Source organism: Natrialba chahannaoensis JCM 10990, from assembly GCF_000337135.1.
In the GTDB taxonomy this organism is placed as follows: Archaea; Halobacteriota; Halobacteria; order Halobacteriales; family Natrialbaceae; genus Natrialba; species Natrialba chahannaoensis.
On record NZ_AOIN01000023.1, the window covers coordinates 42,889 to 69,234 of the forward strand.

A 26,346-nucleotide genomic window follows, 5' to 3' on the forward strand; every position below is an offset into this window, starting at 1 on the left:
GGACGACCAGGGTGGTCGTTCTCAGTTCTCTTGCAATCGGTTCTGATTGGTTCGGTCGTCGTGGTCGTGATCATGCTCGTTCCCATCGTTGCTGACACGGTCACTATCGGTGTCGGTCTTCGTTTCGGGCCTGGTGTTCGATTCGGTTCTGTCATTCGTACTCGTGATTCACCGCATTGAAGGCGTCTTCGGCGATCGAAAGCGCGCGGTCGATCTCCGCGTCGGTGTGCGTGTAGGTCGTAAAGAAGCGCTCGCTCTGCATCGGGTTGCCAAACAGTGCGCCGCCGGCCGCTGCCTCGCGCCACCAGTCGGCGTACTGCTCGCTGTTTGCGTGCCAAGTATCCCGGTAGTGGCGAATCTCGTGGTCGGTCATGTACACCTGACCCATCGAGCCGACGTACTGGACGTTGACGGGAAGTCCTACGTCGTCGGCGACCTCCTGTAGCCCCTCGAACAGGCGTTCCCCCATCCGGTCGATGTGCTCGTAGACATCCTCGTTTTGCAGCACATCGAGCGTGGCAAGCCCGGCCGCACATGAGACGGGGTGTCCGTTGTACGTCCCACCGTGGAACGCCGAGCTGTGCCACGATTCAGCATCTTCGTCTTCCGGCGGTTCGATTTCGGCCATAATCTCGCGCTTGCCGCCGAAGCCACCGACCTGATAACCGCCACCGGCTGCCTTCGCGAACGTCGTCATATCGGGCGTTACGCCGAATCGACCCTGGGCGCTGGCCGGTCCGAGACGGAAGCCAGTCATCACTTCGTCCCAGATGAGGACGATGTCCAGTTCTTCCGTGAGTTCGCGGAGGAACTCGTGGTAGCCGTCCTGGGGTTTCAGACAACCCGCAGAGAACATCACCGGTTCGATGATGACCGCCGCGAGGTCGTCTGCATGTTCACGCAACACTGCCTCGGTGTTCTCCTTGTCGTTGAACGGAATCGCGACGACGGTGTCCTCGACAACGTCAGGAATCCCGGTTCCGTACGAAACGGTGTTCGGCCGCTCCTTCGGCCCGAGCGCGTCCTCGTCCGCGTAGACGCTCATCAGCGCGTAGTCGTGTGCCCCGGCGTAGCCGCCTTCCGGCTTCGCGATGAGGTCGTTGCCCGTGTACGACCGCGCGGTTCGGATCGCGTGCATCGTCGCTTCGGTCCCGCTGTTCGCGAGTCGAACCTGTTCGATACTCGGCGTCATCTCGACGATTCGCTCCATGAACTCGATCGCAACCCGCTGTGGCGTGGCCGTCAGATCGGCTCGTTCGGCCGTGGCTTTCACCGCCGCAGTGACATCCGGATGGTTGTGTCCGAGGATGATCGGGCCGAGTGCCAGCAGGAAATCGAGATACTCGTTATCGTCGATATCCGTCACCGTTGAGCCCGATGTCTCTTCGATGTAGAAGGGGTACGGGTCGAACGATCTAACGTTCGATTCGACGCCAAGCGGCGTTACCTCGGCCGCTCGCTCGTGTAACTGCTCGCTTTGTGGCGTCTGCTCACGAAGTCGTCGACTGTGGTCATGCCTGTTGTCACCAGGGCTCATTGTAGGAGGGAAGGGGAGTATTTTATTAATACTTTTGGGAGGATTGCCGGAGATTATTCGGAATGTCGGTCAAAGTTCAGACAAGATACGAGAGGTAGCGCGTGTCGAGTGGAGCTGGACGGTTCGATTATCCTACTCGTCACCGTGACAGTAGTTCCTGAAGTTCTCGAGTACCTGCGTCGCGTTCGAGTCCTCGAACGCGTAGTCGCCGTCGGCCCAGTCGCTTGGCTCGTCGCGGACGCGCTCGGTGAACTCGGGGTGGAACTGGACGGTCCAGATCGGTGCCTCAGCGTGTCGGCTACAGAAGTGTGCGTTATAGTCGGTCCGCGCGGTGGACTCGAGTGCATCAGCCGACTCGACGACGAGGTCGGCGTGCAAGACGGGAACGACGGGGTCAAGGTCAGCAAGTGCGCGGTCGTCAGCAGTAGTGGACTCGAGTTCGACGAACGTCGCGCGGCGTTCGTCCTGCTCGACGACGCCGCCGAACGCCTGGTGGATGAGCTGGTGGCCAAAGCAGACGCCGAGCAGTGGAACGCCCTCGTCGCGACAGCGGCGGACGAGTGTTTCGGCCGGTTCGATCCAGTCGGCGTGCCCGTCGTCGTAAACGCTCGCGGTACTGCCGGACAGGATGACGCCATCGTATGGTTCCAGGTCCGGCTGAACGGGTTCGTCAACGAACACGCGGTACTCCGTCTCTCCCGGCGTCAAACGGGCGATTTCAGGTGCGAGATAGCGGTAGTCGGGTTGCACTTCCAGATCGAGGACGAGTATCATTGGTCCACACATAGGGTGCGTCCGTAATGACTCTGACGGGGAGTGATATCGGAGTAAGGCAGTCAAAGTGAGAGGAGCACTTATGTTCACCCATGTCACATGATCACACGAGCCGGCTGAGACGGTCGGCACCGAACCAATGACAGGTGACATCCTCATCATCGGTGGCGGTATCGCAGGACTCAGCGCAGCTCGTGAACTGTCGCCGGATCACGACGTGACGGTACTCGAGTGCGACGGGATCGCAAGTGGCGCAACGGGTCACGCATCGGGGCTGGTCACCGTGGTCGCGGACTACGCCGAGCGGCGGGAGGCAGCCCGGTACTCGATCGATTTCTTTCGGGAGTTCGACGGCACCGGCCAGTTCTCGTTTTACGAGCGGCCGTTCGTCCAGCTACGGACGACACCAGAGCTTTCAGGACTGCGTGAGGAAGCCACAGATTTTCAGGACGACGGCTTCGCAGTGACGGCACACGACGGTGCGTCGCTCGCGGACCGATACCCGGAGGTGTTCGATGTATCAGTACACACTGGTGCGCTCATCTTCGATGACGCCGGCTGGGTCGATCCGTACACGTACGCGGCCACGTTGGCAGACGAGGCGGTAAACGAGGGCACAGAGATACGGACGAACACCGAGGTGACCGAGCTCATCGTCGACAGCGGAGCTGTTCGCGGGGTTCGAACCGACGACGGTGAGGTCCGCGCCAACCAGGTCGTCGTCGCCGCGGGCTGGCGCACGCCAGAACTCGCCGGCATTGATCTCCCGGTTCGTCCGTTCCGCTACCAGACGGCGAACCTCGAGACCGGGGCTGAGATTGAAGACTATCCGATCGCCTGGGACCAGGAGTCGCGACTCTACTGGCGACCAGAACACAACGGAGACCTTCACGTCGGTGGAGGCGCTTACTACGTCTCCGAACCGGGATCGATCCGGTCGACGACAGTCGAGGGGTTCAAACGACTCGTCGCCGGGACGATTCCGGATCGGCTCCCGGCGCTGACCGACGCGCGACTCGCGACTGATGACACCTGCCCCTCCGGGGATGCCGCGACGCCGGACCACCTCCCGATTATCGATTCGCCGCCAAACGGGCCGACAGGGCTTGTCGTTGCAACCGGGCTCCACGGTTTCGGCATCATGGCTGGGCCAGCCGTCGGCCGCGCGATCCGTGCACATGTCGCCGAGGAAGACGTACCGTTCCCGCTGGAACCGTATCGAGCCGATCGATTCAATCCGAATCCGTCGTGGGAGTTCCCCTACATCGCGCCGACGGCGGCCGAAACCGGTCCGTAGACTACAGTGTCTCGATGTACTCGTCTCGCTCCCACGCCGTCGTCTGGCTGTAAAATCGCTCGATCTCGTGGCGCTTCTGTGCGGCGTACTCGGAGACGACATCTGCGCCCAGATACTCCGTGAGCACCTCGTCGGCTTCTAAACTGGCGATCGCTTCCCGCGGCGACTGGGGGAGCGTCGGTCGCGAGTCGGACGGGTCCCCCTCCGACGGCGCAGGCGGCTCGAGTTCGGCCTCCAGCCCGTGCAGTCCCGCGGCCAGTGTCGCGGCGACGACGAGATAGGGGTTGGCGTCGGCACTCGAGATCCGATTCTCGACGCGGGTCGTTCCGTGGCCGGGGACGCGGATTGCTGTCATCCGGTTTCCGTAGCCCCAGGAGGCTGAGTAGGGTGCGAACGTGCCCGGCTGGTAGCGTTTGAACCCGTTGAGGTTCGGCGTGCCGAGCGCAGCGAGCGCGTCGGCATGTTCGAGGAGTCCGCCGACGAAGTGGCGACCCCGCTCTGAGAGGTCGCCGTCGGCCCCGTCGAGAATGTTCTCGCCATCGTCGAAAAGACTCACGTGGAGGTGGTAGCCACTCCCGGCCCGGTCGGTGAACGGCTTTGCCATAAACGTCGCGTGCTGCTCACAGGCCGTCGCGGCGTGTTTGACGAGTTCCTTGAACCGAAACGTTCGGTCGGCCTGGCCGAGCGGGTCGCCATACTTGAAAAGGATCTCGATCTGTCCGGCACCGAACTCGTGATGGATGGTCGTAAGATCCAATCCGAACGCTGACGCCCAGTCGTAGACGCGGTCGTAGAACGGAGACACCTCCTCTGTCGCCCGTGTGAGGTTCTCGTGCTTGTCGCTCGTTGCTGGGACGTAGTGCGCCCCGGTTCGGTCTCCCGGTGCTGATCCAGTTTTCCCATTCCCATTCCCATTCCGCTTTCCCGCCCCCGAAGCGCTAACCGATTCGAGAAGAAAGCACTCGAGTTCGCTGCCGACGAATGCATCGAGTCCGGTCGCGGAAACCTGCTCGATGACGGATTTGAGAACGGTTCGTGGCGCACCGGGGACCGGCTGACCCCGAAACTCGAAGTCGGAGATGACCCGAACGGCGTCGTCACGCCAAGGGACGCGCCGACAGGTTCGCGGGTCCGGGTGGACAAGTGCGTCAGCGTAGTCAATCTCGTCACCGTACTTCGATCCTTCCACGACATCGCTTCGTGGCGTTTGTGTGAGTAAGGCGAGATTCATCGTGAACCCGTCCTCCCAGGACTCGAGAAAGTAGTCGGCATCGAACTGCTTCGACCGGGACAGGCCGTTTAGATCGGGGAACTCAACGAATACGTGATTGATCTCGTCAGCCTGTACCATCGACTCCATCCGTGTCTCCGTGTTAGCCATTGACAGTACTGAAGTAGTGTAGACGACTTAAAAATATGGGTTCCTCGAACCGATAGTACTGTCGAGCGTATCTCTCGGCCCATGTCTTAATGAATACTATCCAATCACCATACGATATTGTCGCTTCACATTCAGCCCAACCCATAGATATTAATACTACCATTTCATACCACACAACTGTTGACATGCCAATTGGTAAGCAATCACGCAGGCGATTTCTCACCGCGACGGGTGGTGCTGCGGCGCTGGGAACAGTTGCTGGGTGTCTTGGCGGCAGCGACGACGACACCGTGAACTACTTCAGCTGGGGCGCGTACATCGACGACAGCTGGATTCAGCCGTTCGAGGAGGATACAGGTATTACGGTCAACACCGAAACCTACGAGTCGAACGCCGACGCGATCAACCAGATCGAGACCGCACCGGAGGGGACGTACGACGTCTGGACGCCGTCCGCACCGGGTGCAGACTTCGAGCGCGCGTACCAGAACGACCTCCTCGAGCCAATCAACCTGGACAACGTTCCCGGCTGGGACGAACACATCTTCGAGGAGATGAAACTCGACGACTTCTGGTTCGACGATGAACTGTACGCCGTTCCGATGACGTTCGGTTTCGACGGTGCAGTCTACAACCACGAAGAAGTCGGCGACCTCGGTGACGAGATCAGCTACGACGTGCTCTGGGACGATGAGTACGCCGGCGAGATTACGAGCCGTGACGACGCTGCGACCCAGATCTGGACCGCAGCGAAGTACCTCGGACAAGATCCGGATGAACCCGAAGATCTGGACGCGATCGCGGACGCGTTAAACGAACACGTCGACCTGGTGAACACCTACTGGACGTCCTCTGCGGAATCGATCCAGATCTTCCAACAGGGCGAGGCGTCGATTGGAACGTCGTGGGACGGTGCCTATCACCGCCTCGCAGCGGAAGACGAACCGGTATCGCTCGCCTTCTGGGAGGAGGGAACCATCGGCTGGATCGACTCGTTCTGCATCGCCCGCGGTTCGGAAAACAAAGAGGAAGCCGAGCAGTTCATCGACTACATGATCTCCGAGGTCCCCCGTGCATGGTTCGAGGGGCCGGAGTACATCGTCGTCTCCGACGCCGTCGACTACACCGACGAGGAACTCGACGAGTACAATCTCGAGATGGCACTCGAGAACACGGAGTTCCCGGCGTACAACACCGACGATCAGATCCAGACGTACGACGAGATTTGGACGGACGTCACCGTCTAATCGCCGAGAAATTCTCTACTTATGACTTCAACACTTCACGTCGATTCCGTGACGAAGGATTTCGGCAGCGTTCGCGCGGTCGAAGACGTTAGCTTCACCGTCGAGCAAGGAAAGTTTGTGACGCTGCTCGGTCCCTCCGGGTGTGGCAAGACGACGACGCTGCGGATGATCGCCGGCTTCGAGACGCCGACGGAGGGACGGGTTCGTCTCGGCGACCACGACATCACCACGGAAGAGCCGTATCTGCGGCCGACGAGTATGGTCTTTCAGAACTACGCGCTGTTCCCGCACAAGACAGTCGGCGAGAACGTCGGCTTCGGGTTAAAGATGCGTGATGTTCCTGCCGACGAGCGCTCCGAACGGATCGCAAAGATGCTCGAACTTATCGAGTTACCGGGAATCGAAAACCGGGGCATCGACGAACTCTCCGGCGGGCAACAACAGCGTGTTGCGCTCGCCCGCGCGCTGATCACCGAGCCCGAGGTGCTGTTGCTCGACGAGCCACTCGGCGCGCTCGACCTGAAGCTGCGAAAGAACATGCAAGTCGAACTGAAGAATCTGCAGGAAGAACTCGGCATCACGTTCGTCTACGTCACACACGATCAGGAAGAGGCGCTGACGATGAGCGACGAGATCATCATCCTCAACGAGGGCGAAATCGAACAACGCGGCACGCCGACTGAGATCTACGAAAGTCCACAGACCCGATTCGTCGCAGACTTCATCGGCGATACGAACCTGCTCGATGGCACCTACGTCGAGAATGGGAACAGTGCTGCCGTCGAGTGCGGGAGCGTCGACGTCCCGATCGACTCGCTTTCGGCTGCTGCAGACGGCCAGTCGCTCTCCGTGTCCATTCGTCCCGAGAAGATTTCACTTGGCGATGGGGCGGGAACCGGAACCGGAAACGGAAACGGAAACGAGACCGCCGTCACACTCCGCGGCGAAGTCGAGGACGTCATCTACCAGGGAAACGTCGCGAAGATACACATCACCATCGACGGGACCGAACTCGTCCTCGAACAGCAGGTGATCGACACGGTCAACCTCCCGACGCCAGGCAGCGAGTGTACGATCAGTTGGGACCAGGAGAACACCAATGTCCTCACAGGATGACGTCGCTGCGGACGCGGTCCGCCCACAACCGACGCCCGAGACCGGCACGCTTCGCGAGCGGGTACTCGAGTGGGCAGACAGCGAGGTGTTCAAAGGCGCGATTAGCCTCGGCCCCATCCTCCTCCTGTTAACCGTCTTTTACGCAGTTCCCGTCGCGTTGTTGTTGGTCTACAGCATCTTCGTGGAGGACCCGTTCGCATCGGGGCTGACGTTCGAGCACTTCAGTCGGTTCGTCGATGTCTCTGCGATTACGTCGCTACAGTTCAGTGAGCTGTCCTACGTCAGGTTGCTGGGTCGGTCGATCGGGATCGCCGTCATCGTGACGGTGTTGTCGCTCGTGATCTCGTACCCGATCACCTACTACCTGGGACAGCACGCACCCGAGCGCTGGAAGATCGCGCTCGTGATGCTCGTCATCATCCCGTTCTGGACGTCCTACCTGATCCGGACGTACGCGTGGATTCCGATCCTCTCGAATAACGGGTTCATCAACAGTGCGCTCACGACGGTGGGCTTACCGTCGTTACCGCTGTTGAACAACTACGTCGGGAGTATCATCGGGCTCGTCTACGTCTTCGTGCCGTTTACGATCCTGCCGCTGTACGCGAGCATGGAGGGGCTCGATTCGTCGCTGATCGAAGCAGCACGCGACCTCGGTGCCTCCCGCTGGGAAGCGTTTCGGGAAGTCGTCTTCCCGCTGACGCTCCCTGGAGCGCTCGCTGGTGGCGTCTTCGTCTTCATCAAGACTGCCGCAGCGTACGTGACGCCGTCGCTGCTCGGCGGCACCAGCGGTCGAATGTACGCCCAGGTGATCGAAACACAGTTCGGGACCGCGTTTAACTGGAACTTCGGTGCTGCACTGGCAGTCATCTTGGTCGTCGTCGTCCTCGGGACCATCTGGATCGCTATGCGATGGGGGATTGACGTGAAAGGCTCTCGCGGACTCGGCGGAGGTGGCCTATGAGCGTCGCCGACTCCATCCGCGATCGAGTCGGGTCCGACTCTGACCCGAACGACGGGGCCGGGAGCGGACTGAAGCTCGCAACGTTGCTCACCTACCTGTTCCTCTACGGTCCGATCCTGGTCGTCGTCCTCATGTCGTTCGACGCCGGCCGATACGGGCTGCGTTGGGACTTCACGACCGAGTGGTACGCGAGCCTCGCAACCCGAAGCGACCTGATCGGCTCGCTGTGGCTGAGCATCCAGATCGGCATCGTTGTAATGATCATCTCGACGGTGCTAGCAGTCGTCGCAGCGTTCGGCCTGTCACGATTCGACTGGCCAAAGCGAAAGGGGCCAATCGCGACCTACCTCATCTTCGTCCCGCTCACGCTGCCGATCATTATCTACGGGATCGGGCTGTTCGTCTTCTTCACGCAGCTCGGTATCGGCCGCGGCTTCGTCCCGATCGTCGTCGGCCACGTGCTCTACACGTTGCCGTTCGCGACGCTCGTGGTCGGTGCAGGCGTCATCGGCCTCGACCGCACACTCGAGGAGGCCGCGATGGATCTCGGCGCGGACCCGCTGACGACGTTCCGCGAGGTGACGCTGCCGGCACTGATGCCGAACATCGTGGCGGCGGCGCTGTTCTCCTTTACGCTCTCGTTCGACGAGTTCCTTATCTCGTTCTTCGTCAGTGGGAGCGGCGCAGTGCCGCTACCGGTCCGTATCTGGGGCATGGTTCGAGCTGACATCGAGCCAGAAGTGTACGCGATCAGCGTGATCGTGTTGCTCATCAGCATCGTCATCGCGGCGATGGCGACGCGGTTGCGGCGGTTCTAGCGAAAACGGGACCGCTACAACTCCCGCCCCAGTTCGTATCCTTCTCGAACCGCTTCGTCGAGCGACCGCGGTGCCCAGGCATCACCGACCCGATGGACCGGCACGTCCGTCTGCGTCGCCGCCTCGCGGAACGGCCCGTAGGCTACGTCCCCGCGGTGGGCGAAAACGACCACGTCGATATCGTCCCGCCGCTCGCGTGTTTCACTGTGGATGTTCTCGAGTACGACCTCGGTGGCAGTCCCCGTCGAGCTCGTGCCCGCCCTATTTGCATCCGTATCCGTTCTACTTGCATCCGCGTCCGCGTCACCGATCGCAGCAACTCGCGTGTTCGGAGTGAACGTAACGCCGCGGTCGGAAAGCGTGCCAAGGAGCTGGTTCTGGACGTACTGCTGGACGTTCTCGCCCGGTGAGTAGGTCGCCGTCGCAAGTTCGACGCTGTCAGCCCGGTCAGATTCGGAACAGGCCATGGCCACGTCAAGTGCGGCCTCGTTGCCGTCCCAGTCCGAGACGAGCACGGCGTCGCCGCGGACGCTATCGGTGTCTGCGAGCACGTCGCCAGGCGTCAACACCTGCGCATCGTCAACAATTGGAATGTCTGGGACGCGGCCCGATGCGCCCGTCGCCAGCACGACCGCATCCGTCGAGTCATCGGCGTCCGCGGTCCCGAGATTGGCTGGCTCGAACCGCGTCTCGAGTTGCACGTCGACGCCCGCGTCCGCTGCACGAGTCGCGAGCGTGTCGATCCACTCGCCGAACGCACCGCGGTGGGAGAGGTAAGCGTAGTGACGAACCTGACCGCCGAGTTGATCCGCCTGCTCGAGGAGTGTCACGTCGTGGCCGCGTTCGGCTGCCGTCGTCGCACAGACGAGCCCAGCGGGGCCGCCGCCGACAACGGTCACGGCCGAAGCCGTCTCAACGGCTTCGTCGTCTGCAAACTCGCGCTCACGTCCCGTCTCGGGGTTGACCGTACAGCGGATCGGAAGCCCCGCCTGGTACCTGCCGATACAGCCCTGGTTGCAGGCGACGCAGGGTGTGATGTCCTCGCGGTTACCGCTCGCCACCTTCTGCGGCATCGCCGGATCAGCGATGAGCGCTCGCGTCATCCCGACCACGTCGGCAGCACCCTCCCGGATCAGCCGGTCGCCGATTTCGGGTTCGTTGATCCGTGACGTGACGATCACCGGCACGTCGACGAGGTCCTTGACGGCTCTGCCGGGCTGTTCGACGACGCCATGATCTTTCGTCGCCGGCGGGACGATGTAGCTACAGCTTCGGTGGGTACTCGAGCTCCCGACGACGACGCTCCAGTAGTCGAGATCGCAGGCGGCGTCGATGTGTTCGATGATTGGAACCGTCTCCGAAAAGTCGAGCCCGCGGCGGTGGCGTTCTTCGGCACTCAGCCGGACGCCAACGACGAAGCCGTCGCTGGTTCGCTCGTTGATCTGGGTGGCGATGTCGACGGTAAACCGACAGCGGCTCTCGAGGTCGCCACCGTACTCGTCGGTGCGGTCGTTCAAGTGTGGGCTCCAGAACTGTGCTGGGAGGTAGCTGTGCGAGCCGACGATTTCGACACCGTCAAGTCCGGCGCGATCCATCCGCTCGGCTGCGGCGGCGAAGGAGTCGATCAGTTCGCGGACTTCCGCGGTCGTCAGCGGTCTCGGGATGACCTTCAGCCGGTCGGTCGGCGTATCTGACGGCGCGGGGGCCGGCGGTGCGTAGTCGCCCGTGTATCGCTCGCGACCACCGTGGAAGAGCTGTGCGAAGACAACCGCGCCGTCGTCGTGAAGCTGTTCTGCGACCGGTTCGTAGGCGTCGACGATGGCGTCCCGACTCGCGTCGATCGTGTGCGAGGTCAGCAGGCCGCTCTCGTCGACCGCGTGAGCTTCGAGGACGATCAGGCCGGCCCCGCCCTGTGCGCGGGCCCGGTGATATGCGGTAAAGTCCTCGGTCGGGAGATGATCCGAGACGAGTGTCGTCTGGTGGCCCGAAGACATAATTCGATTCCGCAGCGTAACGCCACCGATTGCTAAGGGGTCGAAAAGGCTCTCGCGTCCCATATTCGACTCTTGGTACCATGCACCACAAATGTATCGACGACCGTGACCGATCGGTAACGTATCACGGCCACAACTGCTATGCCAGTATCACATAACCTACAGACATGAGCGAACGTGGCGAACTGCAAAACGTGCTCGAGCACACCGAGACCGTCTACGAGCGCATCGGTGAGACGGTTGCAGTAACCGAAACACAGTCAACAGAACTCGCGGCGCTGCGCCGCGAGATCGACACGCTGAGCGCGACGATGGAGGAGGTCGCCTCGAGTGCGACCGAGGTCGAGTCACTGACAGAAGAGGCGTCGGACACCGCCTCGAGCGGCGTCGAACGGAGCGAAGCGGTGAGCGAGCACGCCGATCAGGCGTCTGCCGACGTTGAACGACTCCTAGAAGCCGTCGAATCCGTTGGCGAACAGACCGACCGGGTCCACGAAATCGTTGACATCATCGTCGATATCGCCTCACAGACACACGTACTGGCGCTCAACGCGAGCATCCAGGCTGCACACGCCGGCGAGTCGGGTGCCGGCTTCGCCATCGTCGCAGACGAGGTCAAAGCGCTCGCCGAGGAGACGGAGTCGAACGCCACCGAGATCCGCTCGGTCCTCGACAGGCTGACGACTGACATCGAGACCGGCCTCGAACGCGGCACCGAAACGCAAGCGTCCGTCGAGGAGATGATCGCGCAGGTCGACCAGATGGCCGACGCGCTGGGCGAGATCCAGCGCGCCGTCGAACGTTCGAGCGACGGCGTCCGCGAGATTGCGGACGCGAACGACGATCAGGCCGTCAGCGTCTCCGAACTGGCAACGCGACTCAACACGATCTCTGAGCAGGCCCAGACGGTCCAACAGGAGATGGCAGCGGTCGACGCCGACGCCGACGCACAGCGCCAGCGGATTCAACACATCACGTCCTTCGTGGACAACCTCCCCGGATACGCCTACCGCAACGAAAACGAAAAGGGGTGGCCAGTGAAGTTCGCCTCCGAAGGTATCGCCGAGCTCACCGGCTACACGTCGGCACAGCTCGTTAGCGGCGACGTCTCCGTCGGTGACGACATCGTCCACGATGACGACCAGGCTGCGATCTGGGAAACCGTCCAGGAGCACCTTGACCGGCGCGACTCGTTCGCACTCGAGTACCGGATGAACACAGCCAGCGGAGACGTCATTCGCGTCCGCGAACAGGGTCGGGGTCGGTACGACGAGAACGGCGACGTCGTCGCCATCGAGGGCTACGTCTGGCGCGTCGACGACGAATACGAACAGATCGCGCCGGAGCGGTCTGCAGCGCGCGACGGTGAGGCAGAGCCAGCGCGCGAGCGTGACCGGTCCTCGGCCATCGGCGCAGAATAGAAAACCGGCTCAGAGCGTCTCGACGTACTGTTCTCGCTCCCAGTCGGTCACCGTGTCACGGAACGACTCGAGTTCTGCTCGCTTGGCAGCGACGAACGCCTGAATCAGGTCCTCGCCGAGGGAGGCGGTCAGCGTCTCGTCGGACTCGAGTGCGGCGAGTGCGAGTTCGGGAGACTGCGGAAGCGGCGGCCGGTCGCCGGCGGGGTCGCCGGAGACTGGTGGCTCGGGTTCGAGGTTGCGTTCGATCCCGTCGAGGCCGGCCGCGATGGTGGCGGCGATGACGAGGTAGGGGTTCGCGTCGGCGCTCGGGATTCGGTTCTCGATGCGGGTAGTTCCCGAGGGGATTCGGATGCCGGTCATGCGGTTGTCGTAGCCCCAGGAGGCGGTGTAGGGTGCAAACGAGCCGCGTTCGTAGCGCTTGAAGCCGTTGATGGTGGGCGTGCCGAGGGCCGCGATGGCGTCCGCGTGGTCGACGACGCCGGCGACGAACTGGCGGCCGGTCCGTGAGAGTGTGCCCTCGTCGTTACTGGCTTCGTCGCCATCAGCGCTAGCGCTAGTATCAGTATCAGTACCAGCGCTAGAGCCAGCGTCGTCCGCTTCGAACACGTTCTCACCGTCTTGGAACGCCCCAATGTGGAGGTGATACCCACTCCCTGCGCGCCCGCCGAACGGCTTGGCCATGAACGTCGCCCACAGATCGTGACAGCGGCCGGTTTGCTTGACCAGACGCTTGAAATCGAACGTGTCGTCGGCCTGCCCCATTGGATCACCGTACTCGAACAACACCTCCAGCTGGCCGGCACCATGCTCGTGCATGAGCGACGTCACCGTTGCGCCGTACTCCTCGCTCCAGGCCGCCAGATCGTTGTAGAACGCCGAAACCTCCTCAGTCGCCCAGGAAACACACTCGTGTTTGTCGGAGGTGATCGGCTCGTAACCCGAACCAGACTCCGCGTCGTCAAGCAGGTAGAACTCGAGTTCGCTTCCCACAGTGAACTCGAAGTCGAGCTCGTCGGGGACGGACTCGAGTACCCGCGCGAGTGCAGTCCGGGGGGAAGCACCGACGAGGTCGCCGTCGACGACGACATCACAGAGGACGCGGGCCGCGTCGTCGCGCCAGGGGAGGCGACACGCCGTGTGGGGGAGCGGCCGGAGTGTCCCGTCGCCGTAGTCGATCTCCTCGCCGACGCCGGAGCCCTCGGGGACGGCGTTGCGCGGCGTCTGTGCGAGGATGAGGAGATTCACCGGAAACCCGGTCTCCCAGGAGTCGAGGAAGTAGTCGGTGCGTAGCTGTTTGGTGCGCGAGATGCCGTTGATGTCGGGAAATTCGACGAAGACGTGGTCGATCTCTGGGTCCGAAAGCAGGTCGAGCATTTGCTCAACGTGGTCGTCCGCGTGCGTACTCGGGGTTGGCTCATTCGCGTCAGTCATTGGTTCCTCCAGTGTTGTTGGTTCCAGTATGGTGGTGGTCGCAGGCGGTCACAGTCGATTCGGCTAGTTGCTGGCATCCCGCCGCTGTGCTGGAATCTCGTCGATGCTCGAAGGTGTCTGCTCCCATTGTCTGTTCGTACCGTCTTCCGTCTCACTCGACCGTATTAAGTCACTCGTTGACATGGGACACTGCTGACTTCCATGACTCGTCTCACAGCCCTCATCGGAGCGGGGAGTCGTACGCACCCGGTTCATCCGCTGGCTTCTCACCACGTTTGGCGCTCCAGCGGTCGACCGCAAGCTGGTAGACTGCTGTCCGGTCGATCGACTCGTCGCTCATCGGCTCGTAATCCTCGCCAGGGGTGAGCTGTGGGGCGAACTTGTCCATGAAGGACTCGAGTACGTCCCGTTTGTCGGCTCGCTCCGTGAGAAGCGAGATCGGACCGTAGGCGACGACGCTCGCGTATTCGACGGTGAAGTTCACCGGCTCCGCCGCGGGGATGAACCGGCCCATCTCGCTCGTCGTGAAACACGCCTGTGGCTCGTCGGTACTCGAGACGAGGTCGTAGGCGCGGCCGTCGCTGGCACCGTGGACGTAGATCGAATCGTCCTCACAGACGAACAATTGTGTGACGAGGTGTGGTTCCTCACTGTCGGTGAGTCCAAGAACGCCCGTTTCCTGGCCGGCTAGGAACTCCCGGATCCAGTCTTCGTGGGCAACTGCCTTGCCCTGATATCGGATATCGTCGGATGCGACGCTCGGAGAGTCGACCATACCGCCTGTTTGGCGAACAGTATGATAAGTGTGCACATTACACATTTGCCTTGCGTCCGTGCTAGCCGTTTATTTCGGACAGACCGACAGACAGTGCAGTTCGCACCTGCTGATTTTCGCCGTGAACGGCCGTTCTGAGACAAATCTTTATTAGGTGTGACTCGAATTACCATGATATGGACCTCTGGGACGAGATAGATGCATCCTACCGCGAGCGGACGCCAACGAGCGAACGAGCATACGAAGAACTCTACGAGCACGTGCCGGCAGGGGTCGCCAGCACGTACCGTGCGTTCGAGCCGTATCCGATGGTCATCGACCGAGCGGACGGGCCGTACCTCCACGACGTCGACGGCAACCGCTACATCGACTACGACCTGAACAACGGCGCGGGCATGGTCGGCCACAACCATCCCGTTGTCACCGACGCACTAAGCGACCAACTCGAGAACGGGACGCTGTTCACTCACCCGCACGAACTGCTCGGGGAGGCTGCCGAAGCGATCAAGGCCCGCTGGGATCCGATCGATCTGGTCCGATTCACCAACAGCGGTACCGAGTCGACGATGCACGCGATTCGGCTCGCCAGAGCCTACTCCGGCCGGGAAAAGGTCCTGAAGATCGAGGGCTCGTATCACGGCGCACACGACTATGTCCTGCTGAGCAAGTCGGTTCCCGCGCACAAACTCGGTCATCCCAAACAGCCGACCACGGTGATCGAGAGCGAGGGCGTTCCGGAAGCGATTGCAGACACTGTCGAGATCGGCCCGTGGAACGACCTCGACGCCATCGAGTCGATCCTCGAGGAGAACGCGACCGAAATCGGGACGCTCATCGTCGAACCGATCGTGATGAACGTCGGCGTTACCCAGCCACACGGCGAGTATCTGCAGGGGCTGCGTGAGCTCTGTGACGAGTACAACGTCGTCCTCATTTTCGACGAGGTCAAGACCGGCGTGAAGGTTGCACCGGGTGGCGCAGCTGAATACTACGACGTCGAGCCCGATCTGGTCACGATGGCAAAGAGCATCGGCGGAAATACGCCCGTCGGCGCGTTCGGCGGCCGCGAAGATATCATGCGCGAGATCGAGAACGGTGCGGCCCACTACGGCACTTACAACGGCAACCCGCTCGTCCTGCGTGCCGTGACGACCGTGCTGAACGAGGTGCTCACGGACGACGCCTACGACCACGTCGACGCCCTCGGCGACCGACTCGCGTCCGGTTACGAGGAAATCATGGCCGACGAGGGCCTCGCTGGCCACGTCGAACAGGTCAACTCCCAGGGTATCGTCGTCTTCACCGACGAGGAAATCACCAACTACCGCGACTTCGACGAACACGTCGACGTCGAGTTCCACGAAAACTACTGGTTCGCCATGCTCGAACGCGGCGTCCTGCCACACCCCCACCACGCCTCCCAGCAGTGGACCATCAGCGTCCAGCACGAGGACGAACACATCGACCGCCACTTAGAGGCGTTCAAGGACGTGGCACCGATGCTCGCTGAACGACAGTAGTCCGAACGCAGCCCTTCGCCGCCTGATTTTCACTTTCGGCGCTCGCGACCCGGCCGCTCGGTGCATGGCTCACGAAAACAGCGTGTGCGTGCAGTTACTCGAGTACCGGCCAGTACTCGCTGTGGTACGTGGCGATATCTTCGATGGCGTGGCGGGCGGAGTCGTAGTCTTCGTCCATCCAGGCCATGGGGTCATCGATGCCGGTTTCGACACCGAGGACGCCTTCGAGGACGCCGAGCGTGGCGTAAGCGAGATGGCTGACCTGATAGCCGCCTTCCTGGACGACGGCAAGGTTTCCGTCAGCGTACTCGTCAGCGAGCACTCGTGCGCGCCGGCCCAGTTCTTCGAAGCCGCCCTTGGTGACGACGTTGCGTCCGAGCGGGTCCATTGTGCCGGCGTCCTGGCCGGCGCTGATGAGCAGCAGACCGGGGTCGTACGAGCGCAGGAGGGGTTCGACGATGCGGTCGAAGACGTGTTCGTAGCCTTCGTCACCGGTTCCCGGCGGGAGCGGAACGTTGACGTTGTAACCTTCACCGTCGCCGGTGCCGACCTCGTCGAGGTCGCCCGTCTGCGGATGGGCTTCGGGATCCCACGACCAGTGGTCGTTGTGGATGCTGATCACGAGCACGTCGTCACGGTCTTCGAAGCACTCCTGTGTGCCATTACCGTGATGAACGTCCCAGTCGACGATAGCAACGCGTTCGGTGTCGGTCGTTTCGAGGACGTGATCCGCTGCGACGGCGACGTTGTTGAAGTAACAGAAGCCGTCGACCTGTTCTGGCTGGGCATGGTGGCCGCTCGGCCTAACCATCGCGTACGGGACGTTGTCCGCGGGCGTCTCGAGTGCGTGCTCGGCGGCGAGGCAGGTCGCACCCGCAGCGTGGGTGGCGGCGCGGAACGTGTGTTCGTTCGCGCCGGTTTCGGCGGTGATCCGTCCGCCGCCGTCGGCGCAGAACGCCTGTAACTCGTCGATGTGAGCTGCAGTGTGGGTGCGCTCGAGTTGCTCGCGAGTTGCGGGCTCGACATCGGCTAGCGTAACGTGATCTGCGAGCTCGGCCTGAATGATGCTGAAGATGTTCTTGAGTCGCTCCGGACGGTCCGGATGCGGTTGGCGATAGGCCAGTCGACCGGTCCACTCGGATTCGAATTCACCGGCCGGCTGTTCGTGAGCGATGAAACTCTCGTCCCAGAACGCAGTAATCGTCCGACCCATAATTGGTAGTTCTTGTCACACCACATAAGACATTCTGTCTGTGCGACCAATCACAGCAGATTTCTGAACATGCGACAGCATTTGTTGTCCCCGCCAAAATGTATAACCACTTCTCGAGTCTGCGGGATTCCTGAGATCCCTCTGGGATGAGGGAATCACCGACGATAGCTGGATGCGGGATAACTCACATCCGTCGCCAGCGTTCACCACCAGTGGCTGGCCGCGCTGTGAACTTATTTATAGATTGGAATCCGTGTGTTTTGCAATGGCACAGGCGACTGTCGACNCAGCGTTCACCACCAGTGGCTGGCCGCGCTGTGAACTTATTTATAGATTGGAATCCGTGTGTTTTGCAATGGCACAGGCGACTGTCGACACCCCCGAGCAAGTGACACAACTCGAGACGCTCGTCAGGGTGAACCTGACAGACGAACAGATTACGACCGAGACGGTACCCCAGGAGTACCGCGACCGGTTCATCGCCGGCAAGGGACTGGGCGCAGCGCTACTTCTCGACGAGGTCGAGGCCGGCGTCGATCCGCTCTCACCCGAGAACAACCTGTACTTCATGTTCGGGCCGCTCACCGGATTCGCACCGGGGACCTCGCGGTACGGAGCCGTCACGAAGTCGCCGCTGACCGGCACGTTCGTCGACTCCTACTCCGGCGGCCACTTCCCAACAATGGTTCGGTACGCGCTGCCGGACGTGCTCGCGATTGCGATCGAGGGCCGCGCGGAGAACCCGATGACGCTCCGGATCACCGAGGGCGAACTTGCACTCGAGGACGCCACTGAGCTGTGGGGCCTGGATACGAAGGAGACGGCCCGACAGTTCGAGGGCAAACAGACGAAGACGGCGTGTATCGGGCCGGCCGGCGAGAACGAGGTCGCCTACGCGACGATTTCGAGCGACGAGGGCACTCACCACGCGGGCCGCGGTGGTGTCGGTGCCGTTATGGGCTCGAAAAATCTGAAGGCGGTCGTGGCAACAGGGAACTCCCCGCCAAAGGCACCCGATATTCAACAGTTGAAGGTCGAGCACACCCAGCGACTGGGGACCGATGACGAGGTCTCCTGGGCGCGAAACGGCGGGACACAACTCATCGTCGACTGGACCCAGCAGGTCGGCGCGCTGCCCTCACACAACTGGTCGCGTGGCACCGTCGAGAACGTCGACGACCTGAACATCGACGCCTTCTCGGATGGACACGTCGGCACCGACTCCTGTTTCGGCTGTCCCGTCGCTTGCGGCCACGTCGTCGATTTCGAGGAGAGCAACACCGATGTCGACGGTGCGTTCCCGGGGGCCAGCGTCGACTGGGGACCGGAGTACGAAACGATCGGCATGATGGGCGCGAACACGGACATCACGAACGTGACCGAGGTGACCGAACTCGCGAACCTCGCCGACACGCTCGGTATGGACACGATCTCGCTCGGCAACGTCCTCTCGTGGCTGATGGAGGTCACCGGGGCGGGACTCGTCGATTCCGATCTGCGCTGGGGCGACGCCGAAGCCGCCGCCGAGGTCATCCACGACATCGCCCACCGCGACGGTATCGGCGACGAACTCGCGGAGGGAACCGCCCGCGCGGCGGACCTCCTCTGTGACGGCCACCCCGACGCACGCGAGGCCGCCGTCCAGGTGAAGGGACTCGAGTTGCCCGCCTACGAGCCCCGGGCCTCCTTCAGCATGGCGCTCGCGTACGCGACCGCAGACAGGGGTGCCTGCCACCAGCGGGCGTTCCCGATCGGGTCCGACGCGCTCGGTGGGGAGCGAGATCCACACGACACGGACGGCCACGCGGAGGTAGTCATCGACGAGCAAGACGAAACTGCGCTGACGTACAGTATGGTCTCGTGTTCGTTCACCGCGTACAACTACGAGCGGGTCTGTGAGTGGCTCAACGAACTCGCCTACGACGTGACAGTCGAGGACCTGGAGGCGGTCGGTGAACGCGCCTGGAACGCCACGCGGCTGTTCAACCTCCGCGAAGGGTTCGAACGAGACGACGACGCCTTGCCGGAGCGATTCACCACGCCACTCGAGCGCGGTGGTCCAGCGGATGGAAACACGATCACGGAGGAGCAGTTCGAGACGATGCTCGATTCGTACTACGAGCAGCGCGGTTGGACAGAAGCCGGAGAGCCAACACCCGAGACGTTAGCACGGCTCGATATCGAGTCGCTCGCACCGGAGTCACAGTCGGTGTAGCGCGTCTGGTCGCGCTTGGTGTCGCGCGTCGGCGTCGATTTTCTACGTTCTACCTACATGAACTTCGACTCGATAAACCGCGACACCGCCGCCGCACCCAGTCGCTGCGTATTCCGCGTCGGATCCAGTCGCGGCGCAACCTCCACGAGATCGAGCGCACCAATTGCGTCGCAGGTACCGAGGTACTCGAGTGCGGTGAGGAACTGGTTCGCATCCAGGCCGCCGAACTCGGGGGTGCCGGTTCCGGGGGCGATCGTGGGTTCGGCGACGTCGATGTCGACGGTGAGGTAGACGACGTCACAGGAGGCTGTGACGTGGTCGATTGCATCGGCAAGGCAGGCTTCGATCCCGCGGTCGTGGACGTCTCGTGCGTAGTCGACGTAGAGTCCTGACTCGTCGACGAACGACGGGAAGTCAGGGTCTTCGAAGGCTCGCAGGCCGATCATCGCGTGGGTTTCGTAGCTGCCGTGGGGCGAGTCAGCGATGAGATTCATTGGCGAACCGTGCCAGTGTTCGCCGTGGAGGTCGCGCTCGCCGTAGACGTCAGAGTGGGAGTCGAGGTGGATCAAACCGACGCGGCCGTCGACGGTCTCCGAGAAGCCGGTGAACGATGGGTAGGTGAGGTAGTGATCGCCGCCGAGAACGACGGGGAACGTGTGCGTGGCGACTGTTTCGACGGCGTCCCGAATGTAGTCGCCTGTCTGCTCGACATCGGTCGTGACCACGGGAACGTCGCCACAGTCCTGGATCTGGATGGAACTGTAATCTACGGTTCGGCCAGTCGCCGCGTTGTACTGTGGTTCGCTTCGGCCGTACCAGCCCGATTCGCGACGGAGTGCTTCCGGACCGTACCGCGTTCCTGGCTGTCGGGAGGCCGCCCCGTCGAACGGGACACCGAGCACACCGATATCGACATCGTCAGTGAGCTGGTCTCGAGGCTTCCGAGCGCCGTTCAGGAACGAGTCTGCGCCGACGTAGCTCGGCGAGAGATCGTTATTTTGCGTGTCATCTTCACCCATGGTGAGGTCAATGGATGCGGCTGGGATAAATATGCTGATGAGTGTCCCAGAACGGTACAACGATGGAGCGTTCCGAACGGGGTGCGTTTTGAGAACGAAAGCGTGGATCAGAGACGAGTGAACGGGGTGGCGGTGAACACGATCGTCTTAGACGGTGCTCACGCCGAACCCCTTGATCAGGTGCTTGTAGACGAGAAAGACGAACAACACCGGCGGGAGGATCATGATCATCACACCGCCGAGGATCATGCCCCAGTTGGTCGTCGCCATGTCGATCAGGTTCGCAATACCGAGTGGAAGCGTGTACAGCGCGCTATCGTTGAGGATGATGAGCGCGAAGAAGTACTCGTTCCACGAGAGGAAGAACGCGAAAATAGATGTCGCGACGATTCCCGGAAGCGAGAGTGGCAGGATGATCTTCGTGACGATGGTCACTCTGCTCGCCCCGGCGAGCCGCGCGGATTCCTCGATCTCCGGGGTGATATCGAGGAAGAACACCCGGAGCAACAGCAACGCGAACGGCAGTGCGAACGCCGTGTGAGCGAGTGCAAGCCCGAACAGCGAGTTAGTGAGGCCGATGTTCTGGAAGATGATGAACAGCGGAATACCGAGCAGGATGAGCGGGAACATGTAGATCAGGACGCTCAGGTTCGCGATGTATCGCCGCCCGTGGAACTCATAGCGCGACACGGCATAGGCCGCCGGAATCGCGATGAGCAGCGTCAGGATGATCGTCGTGAGCGCGACGATGAGGCTGTTCCGGAAGTACAACGCGAAGTTCGTCTGCTCGAACAGAATGTGGTAGTTCTCGAAGGACACCTCGGAGGGGACGATCACGGGTGGCCACGAGAACAGTTCCTCACTCGGCCGAATCGTCGAGAGAAATCCCCAGATCAACGGGATCAACACGACGAACGTCGTGACAATCACTGCGGTGTACGTTGCGATTCGTTCCAGGTAGTGTCGTTGTTGCTGCGTGAGTTGCGGTGAGAGTGACGTCATCGTGGTTCCTCCGTCGTTCCGTACAGTCTGAAGTAGCCGTACACGATCACTGCGAGCACGAGGAACGTCACGACTGCGACGCTTGCTCCCTCACCGAGGTCGTTCCCGATGAACGTCAGCCGGTAGGCCATGATGGGAAGTGTCTCAGTCGCATTACCGGGGCCGCCCTGCGTGCCCAGCCAGATGATATCGAACAGGTTGAACGTCCAGACAAGGCGCAGGAGGATCGCCACGAACAGCACGCCGCGAAGCTGTGGCAGCGTGATGTGGCGGAACATCTCCCAGCGTGACGCGCCCATGAGCCGCGCCGATTCGTAGTACGACTTGGGAATCGTCTGGAGCTTTGCAAGCACCAACATCGTCACGAACGGATACAATCGCCAGCCGCTGATCAGGATCAACGCGGGCATCGCGAATCGCGTGCTTGCGAGCCAGGCGATCGGCTCGTCGATCAGCGTCGAGACGACGAGTGCGTAGTTGCCGACGCCGTACAGGCCGTCGAGCATCCAACGAAAGAGGATGACCGCCGCAACCGTCGGAACCATGTACGGAACGAGGATCAACCCCGTCGCGATCCGCTCACCCGTAAACGTCCGGTTGAGCAAGAGCCCGGTTGCAACGCCGACAACGACGGTGAGTAACACCGAACCTGCCGTGTAGATAATCCCGTTCCAGAGCGCGTTGTAGAACGTTCCGGATCGAAGGAGATCGATGTAGTTCGCAAGTCCGACGACCTCCGAATCGCCGAGGAAGATGCTGATGTCCTGCAGGCTGTAGATGATCGCCTGGACGGTCGGGTACAGGTAGAGCGCGACGAGCGTCGCGACCAGCGGTAACACCAGCAAAATGCCGACCGTATTCTCCTGGAGCTCGTCGAACTCCCGCCGCGCAAGATACCGAAATTCTCGTTTTGCGGTTGTGATGAAATCGCTCGCGTAGCTCATTGCTAGTCGTTCAATTGATCTGCGTAGTCATCGCGGATTTCGTCCGCCCAGTGTTCGGCTGCATCCTGGGGATCTTCGTCCTCCAAGATCACGTCCTGGACGGAACTGATAACGTGCGTTTCGGCGACGGCTTGCCCCGTCACCGGGTTGATATGACCCTCGTTCTCCTCGACAGCGACGACCCGACCGTACTCGTCTGCGATATCGACGAGATCCCGGTAGTGCTCTTCGTAGTCCTGCATGACATCAGTCTCCCACAGGTCGTCCTCCTCGAGTATGCCGTGAATCGCCGGAACGTGACTCGCCGGCTGGGCGGTCATCAGTCGCATGACACCCTCGAACGACGTGATCTCTCGCAGCAGATCTTTCGCTAGTTCTGGATGTTCGGTCTCGGCACCGAGCCCGTGGCCCAGACCGGTCAGCCGCGCAACCGGCTCGTAACTCGAGTCGTACGCTGGAATCGGCGCGACTTGTACGTCACCAGTGAGGTCCGGATTGTACTGTTCGATGTCGTACGGAATCACGTTCGTCGAGTACCACGTCATCGCGTACGTCCCCTGATACAACGGTGGACGCATCTCCGGAATGTCGGCACCGTGGGCTGCCTGCGGACTGAATTCGTTCAGGTCTCGCATGAATTCGAGCATCTCGACCGTCTCCTCGGAGTCGTAGACGACCTCGTCGTCGGTGTTGATGATCGAACCACCTCGACCGTGAAGCAACGAGAGGGGTAAGATCCCGTGGAAGTGGTTGCTCCCGAGGAAGACCGGGCTCCCGTACAGGTTCTCGTCCTCGTCAGTCATCGTCTCGGCTGCGGTGTGGTATTCGTCCCACGAGTCAAACGGCGGCATCGGCGCATCGTACTCGTTGAACAGGTCCTCGCGGTAGATGAGCGTCGAAACCGTCCCCGTGTTCGGTGCGAAGTAGTAATCGCCGTCGATCTGGACGAGGAACTCCTCTCGCCAGTGGTCCTCTGCACCCATGTCCTCGATGACGTCGTTGATCGGCTGGTACAGCCCTTCCTGCACGCCGAACACGTTGTTCCCCGGCGAGGCAAGCATCAGCAGGTCGTACGGATTGCCGCCGGCCTGTGCCTGTGCGGCTTCCGATGGTGCGGATGCGAAATCGGATCGGGTGTATTCCACCTCGCAATCGTGTTCTTCCTCAAACTCATCGAAGATTGCGCGGTACTCGTCTTCTTGTTGCTGGTACGCTGAATTGATCACTCGCAACACCGGACCGCCGTTCCCGCCGCCCAGACAGCCAGCCACTGACAAGGCACCGATCGTTGCCCCCGTCGTTGCACCTTTCAGGACAGTTCGTCGACGGTATGTGTCCCGAGTCGCTGCACGCTGCTTTGCACCGATACCACGACCACTCGTATCATTACCCATGGTTGAGTATGACTCTCACATTAGAGCTTAAGTGTGATTCACTACTCGGGAGTGGTAGGCGAATCGTGTCAGTGTGGATCGGTGGCGAGTCGGTTTTGTGCAATCGATGGTTCTCCACCGAATTCGCAGTGCTGACGGCATACGCGTCTGACCAGTCGCGACGCACTCAAAGGGACGTTGCCCAGCAGTGAGCAGAGTAACCGCCTGTGAACGAACGAGTTCGGAAATGCTGATACCGGCATCAATGCCTGGCCTGGAAACCGTATCGCCATCGACAATCATACCGACACCGGTTCAGCTACGTCCCACAGGTGATCGAAGACCAGATACGCCGTCTGGACCATCTGCTGGTTCTCGATCGAAATCGCGACGTAGCGCTCTCGACTATCGTTCTTGAATGCCAGTACCAGCCGGTCGTCGTCGTAGGTGTACAGTCGTCCCTCGACATCGGAGAGGTGACGAAGCTCACCCCACTCAGAAATGTCCTCGATATACGCATCCGAAAGGTCCGAAATCGTGCTGATAATCTTGATCGAGACGCCCTCCTCGCTCTTCCGGCGAAGTACATCGTTGTGCTGCGTCACGATTCGCCGGAGGCTGTTCTCCGTCGTAACCTTGTAGATTCGATCGTCCGCTTTCTCCGTCATCTCACCGCCCCTGTTCAGAATATCGCTCTTCCCTACGTACGACCAGAAAATATCGATCTCATCGTAGATCGGATAGCCGCCGGTATCGTCGTTGTACGCGTCCAGAAACAGATCCCCCGCTTTCTCGATGGACGCAAGTTCACTCTCGAGTTCCGCCTGTTTTCGTTGCTTGACGTTATCGAGTGCTGTCTCCGGCGGCACCGGCCCGTACTTCTTCGGCCGCCCTGGTTGTACTTTCACCAGGCCCGAACTCTGGAGGGACTCGAGTACGTCGTAGACGCGCGAGTACGGAATGTCGGCGGCAGAGCCGACCTGTTTTGCGGTCGAGACGCCGTGTTCGAGCAGTGAGAGATAGGCGCTCGATTCGTACTCTGATAGTCCGACGTCCTGCAGGTAGGACGTCATATCCCGATTCTCATCGTTCATTGTTAGCTATGTACTTCCCCCTCATCAAATGTGTTCGGGAGCGATGAAATAGTTGGCCTCGTTAGTATTTACCATTGGAGGGATGACGAAAATAGCAGCGGGGCAGCGGTGGGGTGTACTGGCCGAAGCGACCGAAATGCCGTACCTGTCACCCAGAACGATCGTTCGGCCAGGGTAGATTCCTGTCCGTCTCGAGTCCGGTGTCCCCAATGATTGCTCGGTGGCCGACAATCAGTTAGTCGAACCCGAACGGTGCTTTGGAGCTGGACACCTGGTAGACGAAACCGGAGTGGCTAGCAGAACTAGGAGTGATCTCGGCCGCGAACGTCGTCAGTAGATCTCGTCTCGCTTATGCTCGAGACACGGGATGTTCTGGCGAACCTCGGCGAGGTAGTCGAGGTCGACCGCCGCGGTGACGACCTCTTCTCGATCGCTCGCCATTCTGATGACATTGCCCCAGGGGTCGATGATTACCGACTTCCCGAACGACGGAACAGAACTCGGTTTGTCACCGATCTGGCCGGCGGCGACGACGTAACACTGCGTTTCGATCGCGCGAGCCTTCAGCAGTGGGAGCCAGTGATCTTTCCCGGTGAACAGCGTGAACGCAGCGGGAACGAACAGTACCTCAGCACCCTGCATCGCCATCGACCTGTACAGTTCGGAGAACCGGAGGTCATAACAGACCGAGAGTCCGAACGTCGCGAGGTCCGTTTCCACGACGGTAACGTCGTCGCCAGGAGCCACGTACTTCGACTCCTGGGTGACAACCTCGTCACCGATCGTCACGTCGAACAGGTGGGTCTTCCGGTACTGTGCCTGGATTTTACCGTCCGGGTCGATTACAACGCTCGTATTGTATACGCGGTCGCCATCGTCGGCTTCCTCGAAGAAACTACCCGAGTGGACGTGCAGTCCGTGGGTTGTCGCTTTGTCCGCCAAGGCCTCAGTCGTCTTGCCAGGAACCGGTTCCGCGTGCGTCGAGTACGCTTCCTTCTCGCCCATGAACGAGAACATCTCGGGAAGCGAGACTACGTCGGCACCCCTTTGGGCAGCCTCGTCGATGAACTCGAGCGCCTGTGTGAGGTTCGCCTCTTTGTCGTCCTGTGAGTCCATCTGGCACGCCGCAATGGTGAATGTGCTCATGGAACACAGATCTGGAGCCACCACCAAGTAGCTGATTTACTCACGGTCAGTGGTAAAGAAGCTAC

At 61.2% G+C, this 26,346-nt stretch carries 21 protein-coding genes; 8 read left to right on the forward strand and 13 right to left on the reverse strand.

What is annotated here, in order from left to right; translation table 11 throughout:
- Positions 1–151: 151 nt before the first annotated feature.
- Complete coding sequence (locus C482_RS03035) at positions 152–1,537, reverse strand: aspartate aminotransferase family protein (RefSeq protein WP_006165996.1); 1,386 nt, start codon at positions 1,535–1,537, stop codon at positions 152–154.
- Between the two features lie 132 nt (positions 1,538–1,669).
- Positions 1,670–2,311, reverse strand: a complete 642-nt coding sequence (locus C482_RS03040) for a type 1 glutamine amidotransferase (RefSeq protein WP_006165997.1) — start codon at positions 2,309–2,311, stop codon at positions 1,670–1,672.
- Between the two features lie 139 nt (positions 2,312–2,450).
- On the opposite strand from C482_RS03040, the gene C482_RS03045 reads away from it, so the two are divergent.
- The gene (locus tag C482_RS03045) at positions 2,451–3,608 is read left to right on the forward strand and encodes an NAD(P)/FAD-dependent oxidoreductase (protein WP_006165999.1); all 1,158 of its coding nucleotides are present in this window, start codon (positions 2,451–2,453) and stop codon (positions 3,606–3,608) included.
- 1 nt (position 3,609) lies between these two features.
- On the opposite strand, the gene C482_RS03050 is transcribed toward C482_RS03045, so the two are convergent.
- Positions 3,610–4,989: a glutamine synthetase family protein gene (locus tag C482_RS03050; RefSeq protein ID WP_049896428.1), complete on the reverse strand. Its 1,380-nt coding sequence runs from the start codon at positions 4,987–4,989 to the stop codon at positions 3,610–3,612.
- A gap of 185 nt (positions 4,990–5,174) precedes the next feature.
- On the opposite strand from C482_RS03050, the gene C482_RS03055 reads away from it, so the two are divergent.
- From C482_RS03055 to C482_RS03070, 4 genes are read left to right on the forward strand one after another with little or no spacing between them, the layout of a single operon-like run.
- Positions 5,175–6,236 carry an extracellular solute-binding protein gene (locus C482_RS03055; protein WP_006166002.1) on the forward strand — a complete coding sequence of 354 codons (1,062 nt, stop codon included), beginning with the start codon at positions 5,175–5,177 and terminating at the stop codon, positions 6,234–6,236.
- A 21-nt stretch (positions 6,237–6,257) separates the two neighbouring features.
- Positions 6,258–7,352, forward strand: coding sequence for an ABC transporter ATP-binding protein (locus C482_RS03060; RefSeq protein ID WP_006166003.1), 1,095 nt, complete (start codon positions 6,258–6,260; stop codon positions 7,350–7,352).
- Entirely contained in the window at positions 7,336–8,316 is a 981-nt protein-coding gene (locus C482_RS03065) for an ABC transporter permease (RefSeq protein ID WP_006166004.1), read from the forward strand. Before C482_RS03060 ends, C482_RS03065 begins: the two co-directional genes overlap by 17 nt.
- A complete protein-coding gene (locus C482_RS03070; protein ID WP_006166005.1) occupies positions 8,313–9,134 on the forward strand; it encodes an ABC transporter permease in 822 nt (273 codons plus the stop codon). The genes C482_RS03065 and C482_RS03070 overlap by 4 nt, the downstream gene beginning before the upstream one ends.
- Positions 9,135–9,148: 14 nt before the next feature.
- Here C482_RS03070 and C482_RS03075 read toward each other — a convergent pair whose 3' ends face one another.
- Positions 9,149–11,191 carry an FAD-dependent oxidoreductase gene (locus C482_RS03075; protein ID WP_006166006.1) on the reverse strand — a complete coding sequence of 681 codons (2,043 nt, stop codon included), beginning with the start codon at positions 11,189–11,191 and terminating at the stop codon, positions 9,149–9,151.
- 104 nt (positions 11,192–11,295) lie between these two features.
- Here C482_RS03075 and C482_RS03080 point away from each other — a divergent pair, with 104 nt between their 5' ends.
- Positions 11,296–12,549 (forward strand): methyl-accepting chemotaxis protein, encoded by a 1,254-nt coding sequence (locus tag C482_RS03080; RefSeq protein WP_006166007.1) that lies wholly within the window; start codon positions 11,296–11,298, stop codon positions 12,547–12,549.
- Positions 12,550–12,558: 9 nt separating this feature from the next.
- On the opposite strand, the gene C482_RS03085 is transcribed toward C482_RS03080, so the two are convergent.
- Positions 12,559–13,980: a glutamine synthetase family protein gene (locus C482_RS03085; RefSeq protein WP_006166008.1), complete on the reverse strand. Its 1,422-nt coding sequence runs from the start codon at positions 13,978–13,980 to the stop codon at positions 12,559–12,561.
- Between the two features lie 220 nt (positions 13,981–14,200).
- Positions 14,201–14,755 carry a pyridoxamine 5'-phosphate oxidase family protein gene (locus tag C482_RS03090; RefSeq protein ID WP_006166009.1) on the reverse strand — a complete coding sequence of 185 codons (555 nt, stop codon included), beginning with the start codon at positions 14,753–14,755 and terminating at the stop codon, positions 14,201–14,203.
- 176 nt (positions 14,756–14,931) lie between these two features.
- On the opposite strand from C482_RS03090, the gene C482_RS03095 reads away from it, so the two are divergent.
- Positions 14,932–16,275 carry an aspartate aminotransferase family protein gene (locus C482_RS03095; RefSeq protein ID WP_006166016.1) on the forward strand — a complete coding sequence of 448 codons (1,344 nt, stop codon included), beginning with the start codon at positions 14,932–14,934 and terminating at the stop codon, positions 16,273–16,275.
- Between the two features lie 94 nt (positions 16,276–16,369).
- Here C482_RS03095 and C482_RS03100 read toward each other — a convergent pair whose 3' ends face one another.
- Positions 16,370–17,488 (reverse strand): class II histone deacetylase, encoded by a 1,119-nt coding sequence (locus C482_RS03100; protein ID WP_006166017.1) that lies wholly within the window; start codon positions 17,486–17,488, stop codon positions 16,370–16,372.
- Between the two features lie 355 nt (positions 17,489–17,843).
- On the opposite strand from C482_RS03100, the gene C482_RS03105 reads away from it, so the two are divergent.
- Entirely contained in the window at positions 17,844–19,703 is a 1,860-nt protein-coding gene (locus C482_RS03105) for an aldehyde ferredoxin oxidoreductase family protein (RefSeq protein ID WP_006166019.1), read from the forward strand.
- A 53-nt stretch (positions 19,704–19,756) separates the two neighbouring features.
- Here C482_RS03105 and C482_RS03110 read toward each other — a convergent pair whose 3' ends face one another.
- The 6 genes from C482_RS03110 to C482_RS03135 form a co-directional block, all read right to left on the reverse strand.
- Complete coding sequence (locus C482_RS03110; protein ID WP_006166021.1) at positions 19,757–20,722, reverse strand: agmatinase family protein; 966 nt, start codon at positions 20,720–20,722, stop codon at positions 19,757–19,759.
- A 147-nt stretch (positions 20,723–20,869) separates the two neighbouring features.
- Positions 20,870–21,724 (reverse strand): carbohydrate ABC transporter permease, encoded by an 855-nt coding sequence (locus C482_RS03115; protein ID WP_006166023.1) that lies wholly within the window; start codon positions 21,722–21,724, stop codon positions 20,870–20,872.
- Positions 21,721–22,668: a carbohydrate ABC transporter permease gene (locus C482_RS03120; RefSeq protein WP_006166025.1), complete on the reverse strand. Its 948-nt coding sequence runs from the start codon at positions 22,666–22,668 to the stop codon at positions 21,721–21,723. The genes C482_RS03115 and C482_RS03120 overlap by 4 nt, the downstream gene beginning before the upstream one ends.
- A 2-nt stretch (positions 22,669–22,670) precedes the next feature.
- Positions 22,671–24,062: an ABC transporter substrate-binding protein gene (locus C482_RS03125; protein WP_049896429.1), complete on the reverse strand. Its 1,392-nt coding sequence runs from the start codon at positions 24,060–24,062 to the stop codon at positions 22,671–22,673.
- 278 nt (positions 24,063–24,340) lie between these two features.
- Positions 24,341–25,135: a TrmB family transcriptional regulator gene (locus C482_RS03130; RefSeq protein ID WP_006166031.1), complete on the reverse strand. Its 795-nt coding sequence runs from the start codon at positions 25,133–25,135 to the stop codon at positions 24,341–24,343.
- Between the two features lie 330 nt (positions 25,136–25,465).
- The gene (locus tag C482_RS03135) at positions 25,466–26,281 is read right to left on the reverse strand and encodes a carbon-nitrogen hydrolase family protein (protein ID WP_083858575.1); all 816 of its coding nucleotides are present in this window, start codon (positions 26,279–26,281) and stop codon (positions 25,466–25,468) included.
- Positions 26,282–26,346 lie beyond the last annotated feature (65 nt).